Here is a 4,345-nt window from a genome sequence, read left to right as displayed (position 1 = left end):
GGCCGGGGGGTGGACCGGCGGATCCGGCGCGGGCCGCACGGGTTGCGGATCGGCCGATGCCGGCGGTACGGCCGGCGGGGACGGGTAGGCGGAGACTGGTACGGAGGAGGCGCCGCCGCCGTCCGGTGCCGGCGGCACCTCGGCGAGGTTCGGACCGGCTCCGCCGTCAGGCCCCGGGCGCGCCTCCCCGGACGGGGCGGCCGCCACGGACTCCGGAACCGCGGGGGACGGCGAGCCCGCGGCACGTGGCGTACGGGAGCGCTTGCTCTCCACGAGCGCCACCGCGCCGGGAGGCAACCAGGCGGAGGCCGTGCCGCTGTCGTCGCCGGCCGCGAACAGGTGCGGAGCCAACTGCCGCTGCAGGTCGGCCGGACTCGGGCGCTCCTCGGCGGTCATCCGCATACAGGACTCGATGAGCCCGTGCAGCTCGTGCGGGAGCCCCTCCAGGTTGGGCCCCTCACGCAGCAGCATGAACACCGTCTCCACCGGATTCGCACCATGGAACGGCGCATGGCCGGTGGCGCTGAACACCAGCGTGGAGGCCAGCGAGAAGACGTCGCTGGCGCCGGTGACGCTACGCGAGTCGCGGGCCTGCTCGGGCGACATGTAGGCGGGAGTGCCGACGGCGACGTTCGTCATCGTGAGCCGGGTGTTGGACACCCCGGAGGCGATGCCGAAGTCGATGACCCGCGGGCCGTCCTCCACCACCAGGACGTTCGAGGGCTTGAGGTCCCGGTGCACGAGTCCCGCACCGTGGATGGACTCCAGCGCCTCGGCGATGCCGGCCGCCAGCCAACGCACCGCCTGGGTGGGCAGCGGGCCGCACTCGGTGACGATCTCCTCCAGGGAGGGCGCGGGGACGTACGCGGTCGCCAGCCAGGGCACGGCGGCCCGCGGGTCGGCGTCGACCACCGCCGCGGTGTAGAAGCCGCTGACCGCTCGCGCGGCCTCGACCTCCCGGGTGAAGCGCACCCGGAACAGCTGGTCCTCGGCGAGTTCGGTGCGCACGGTCTTGATCGCCACCCGCCGACCGGAGGCCGAACGTGCCAGGTAAACGAGGCCCATGCCACCGGCGCCGAGACGGCCGAGCACCTCGAACGGCCCGATCCGCCGAGGATCGTGCTGCGTCAGCTGCTCCACCACTTACTTGCCACCTCCCCGTAGGGCCTTCACGTTTGGCCGCCCCCGCAGCTTCTCACTGTCGGCCGGCGGCCCGTGGCCCGGAGCCCGATTCTTCCTGGCGAGGCCGCAGGTTGCGAACCCGGGGGTTGTCCGAGGTGTCACATTCACACGTATCGGCGGTAATGAATCAGGGGAAAACCGGCGCACCGCCCCTAAAGCTACTCATTATCGGTCAGTACGGCGAAGCGCGCGCCCTGGTCGTCCGCCAGGATCGCGTACCGGAGGTACGGGGTGTCCGTCGGCGGCAGCATGACCCGCCCGCCCAGCCGCACGGTCGTACGCGACGCCTCGGCACAGTCCCGCACCCGGAAGTACGTCAGGAAGTGCGCCGGCAGCTCGGCCGGCTCCTCCGCGCCGATCACCGCCCGACCCAGCACGGCGTGCTCCTCGTCGATCCGCTCGCCGCGCGGCACCCAGATACGGAACTCCGGGTCCTGACCGTCTGGTTCGTCCTCCGAGCCGAAGCCGAACACCCGCTGGTAGAAGGCGTCCACGGCGGACACCTCCCGGGTGTGCACCTCGGCCCAGGCGTATCCGCCCGGCTCCTCCGGACCGGTCTGGAAGCCCCGGTGGCTGCCGGCCTGCCACAGCTGGAAGACCGCGCCGCCCGGGTCCGCCACCACCGCGGTCACGCCGGTCCCGCCCAACTCGAAAGGGTCCATCATGACCTGGCCGCCAGCCGCCCGGACCCGCTCCACCGCGGCCTTCGCGTCCGACGTCGCCAGGTGCTGCACCCAGTCCGTCGGCGTCCGCCCGTCCGGCTTGGCGAGCATGCCCGCGGCGGCCCGACCGTCCGACAACGCCACCGTGTACGCGTCCCGCTCCGGGTCGGGCTCACTGAAGCCCCAACCCATCAGCTCGCCGTAGAACCGCCGACCAGCGGCGAGATCGGGCAGCATGCCGACCACCCAGCAGGGTGTGCCCTCGGCGAATCCAGTCATCATGCCTGCCTCCGCTGGTAGGTAGTGGGACGAATACGGGCACGCTATCCGCCGGCACCGACAATGGCGACCGAGTCACCGCACCGGGGTGGGAGGGCTGGCCGCCCCTCCCTGGTCACCGCATTACGCCCAAAGGTCGCGCACCCGATTGCATCCGCCGAATCGCGTGCGGAACACCCGTCGGTAAGCTGACGACATGACAGGACAGGTGCGAACCGTCGACGGCCGCGTAGCCGGGCGCCGTGGGCAGGAGACGCGTCAGAAGCTGCTCGGCTGCCTCAGCGACATGCTCAACTCCTCGCCGTACCGCGATGTCAAGGTCATCGACGTCGCGCGCAAGGCGGGCACGTCCCCCGCGACCTTCTACCAGTACTTCCCGGACGTCGAGGGCGCCGTGCTGGAGATCGCCGACGCCATCGCGGCGGAGGGGGCGAACCTCTCCGAGCTGGTGGCGGATCGATCATGGTCCGGCAAGACGGGCCGGCAGAACGCCGAGGACTTGGTGGAAGGTTTCCTCACCTTCTGGCGCAGGAACGACGCCATTCTGCGAGTGATCGATCTGGGCGCCGCGGAGGGGGACAAACGGTTCTACAAGATCCGTATGAAGGTCCTGAACGCCGTCACCGGTTCCCTCGCGGACGCCATCCGGGACCTCCAGGCCAAGGGCCGGGTGGACGAGTCGGTCAACCCGGCCGCGGTGGCCGGCTCCCTGGTGACCATGCTCTCCGCGGTGGCCAGTCACCAGAAGGCGTTCCAGACCTGGGGCGTGAAGCAGAACGAACTGAGGCCCAACCTGGCGATGTTGGTGCATCTCGGCGTGACCGGCAGGAAGCCGCCCAAGTAGGTAGGAGCGGCGGTCCGAGTGACGGCGGTCCGTCCCCGGGCGCGCGGCGCCTCGCCACCGCGTACGGGGCGGGTACGGCCGGTGCGCGACGGGTGTACGGGTCCGGGCGGCGCTCCTGTCCACGCCGCCCGGACCCGTGCTTGGGCGGGCCGTGCCCCGTCGGGTTCGGGCGTACCGGAAGTCAGACCTCCAGCACGAAGTCGAACGAGCCCTCCTGGCCCCCGTCCGCGTCCCGTACGTCCATCAGCAGTGCCGGGTCGAAGATCGCGTCCGTGCCGTTCCGCGGCTCGCCGGGGAAGTACAGCTGCGTGGTCAACACCGGCTGCCCGGGGGCCTGCACCTTGACGTGGATGTGTCGGGTACGCCCCGGGTAGAGCCCCGGCACGTGGGTGGTCAGCCGGAACGCCCCGCCGCCGTCGGTGTACTGGTGCCCCCGGTAGCCGTAGCCCACGTTGTCGTACGCGCCCCGCGGGTCCGCCTGCCAGAAGTCCAGCAGGACCTCCGCCAGCGGCTCACAGGTCAACCCGAAGACGTAGCCGGACACGGTCAGTCGGGTGCCCGGCGAGCCGGGCTCGAGCAGGGAGTCGCGCTCCGGTGAGCCGGGGGTGAAGTACGGCCCCTCGGTCTGCGGCGGAGTCGGATCGTCACCGTCGTCGCAGGACGGCGTGGGGGTCAGCGGGCCGTCCTGCGCGGACTGGTCCCGGGCGAGGGCGGGCACCGTGCCGAGCAGTACCGCGGCCGGTCCGGCCGCCACCGCGGCCCGCAGCACGTTCTTGCGGCTGACCGCGCCGCCGCGCGCGGTCCTGGCCGCCTGGTTCGCGGGCTCGTCGGGCCCGAGACGCCCGTCGGGTGCGGGACGCCCGACTGTCTCGCCGTTGTCGCCTTCCACAGTGCTCTCCTTCGGGTCGGGGGAGTACGGGAGCGGCCGGCCGGACGCTGGCGCGTGTCACGAGGCACGCGCAGGCAAAGCTACGGAGCGGGCGGCTCAGGCGTCGATGGACAGACTGCGGGGTGCGTGGTGATTCCGTACGACGGCCCGCCGGAACTCCCCGGGGGACAGGCCCGTTTCCCGGCGGAAGAAGCGGCAGAAGTACGCGGCGTCGGCGAACCCGGCGTCCCGGGCCACCCGCTGCACGGTCAGGTCCGTGCCGGACAGCAGCCGTTTCGCCTCCAGCACCTGGGCGTCCCGTACGAGTTGGGCCGGCGTCCGGCCGGTGGCGGACTTGACGGCCTCGCTGAGGTAGCTGACCGACACCCCCAGGACGCCGGCCAGTTCGCGCACGGAGTGCCCGGCGCCCGGGCCCTCCCGGGCGAGCAGCTCGGCGAAGCGCCGGGACAGGGCGGCCACCGCCGGGGACGGGCCGACCTGCGCCGGGCC

General features: G+C 72.3%; 4 protein-coding genes and 1 pseudogene. 1 reads left to right on the top strand and 4 read right to left on the bottom strand.

All coding sequences use genetic code 11. The features are described 5' to 3' along the window. Both AN216_RS03895 and AN216_RS03890 read right to left on the bottom strand, forming a co-directional pair. The coding region (locus AN216_RS03895) for a serine/threonine-protein kinase (protein ID WP_420855685.1) at nt 1–1,143 on the bottom strand (1,143 nt) is incomplete at its 3' end. A gap of 197 nt (nt 1,144–1,340) precedes the next feature. Beyond that, on the bottom strand, nt 1,341–2,126 hold the full coding sequence (locus AN216_RS03890; RefSeq protein ID WP_338059227.1) for a VOC family protein: 786 nt from the start codon (nt 2,124–2,126) through the stop codon (nt 1,341–1,343). Between the two features lie 193 nt (nt 2,127–2,319). On the opposite strand from AN216_RS03890, the gene AN216_RS03885 reads away from it, so the two are divergent. Then, on the top strand, nt 2,320–2,967 hold the full coding sequence (locus tag AN216_RS03885) for a TetR family transcriptional regulator (protein WP_070195171.1): 648 nt from the start codon (nt 2,320–2,322) through the stop codon (nt 2,965–2,967). A 184-nt stretch (nt 2,968–3,151) separates the two neighbouring features. Here AN216_RS03885 and AN216_RS03880 read toward each other — a convergent pair. Together AN216_RS03880 and AN216_RS03875 are read right to left on the bottom strand one after the other, a co-directional pair. After that, nucleotides 3,152–3,736 (bottom strand): annotated as a pseudogene (locus tag AN216_RS03880) (dioxygenase family protein); the annotation flags it as partial. 216 nt (nt 3,737–3,952) lie between these two features. Continuing rightward, nucleotides 3,953–4,345 (bottom strand): helix-turn-helix transcriptional regulator (locus tag AN216_RS03875; protein ID WP_139140848.1); only part of this gene is annotated, 393 nt, incomplete at its 5' end.

The sequence above is a fragment of the Streptomyces oceani genome (assembly GCF_001751245.1).
Lineage (GTDB): Bacteria > Actinomycetota > Actinomycetes > Streptomycetales > Streptomycetaceae > Streptomyces > Streptomyces oceani.
This window is presented reverse-complemented; position numbering and strand designations above follow the sequence as displayed.